Source organism: Virgibacillus sp. 7505 (genome assembly GCF_002272135.1).
GTDB lineage: Bacteria > Bacillota > Bacilli > Bacillales > Amphibacillaceae > Terribacillus.
Genome location: NZ_NPBF01000123.1, coordinates 1 through 315 on the forward strand (window position 1 = coordinate 1; position 315 = coordinate 315).

Here is a 315-nt window from a genome sequence, read left to right on the forward strand (position 1 = left end):
TGGGGTCAAAACCGAGCTCCATTCCAACTGGCAACATGAGCGGTGTAAAAATGATAATGGCTGCCGTTGTATCCATAATGCAGCCAATCAAAAGCAGCATGACATTGATTAACAAAATCAGGACAATTGGATTTTCTGAAATTGAAAGCATTGCGCTGGCAATTTGGCCAGGAATTTGTTCAATGATCATAATACGGCCAAATGCGGTAGCAGCACCGATAATCAATAGAATGGTCGCTGTTGACAGCGCTGAGTCTCTTAATACCCCGTATAAATCGCTCCACTTTAGCTCTCGGTACAAGCCAATTCCAGCAA

1 protein-coding gene is annotated in these 315 nt (G+C 43.5%); it reads right to left on the reverse strand.

The window, feature by feature from the left end; all coding sequences use genetic code 11:
- The coding region (locus tag CHH91_RS18220) for a GntT/GntP/DsdX family permease (protein ID WP_141234204.1) at positions 1-315 on the reverse strand (315 nt) is incomplete at both ends.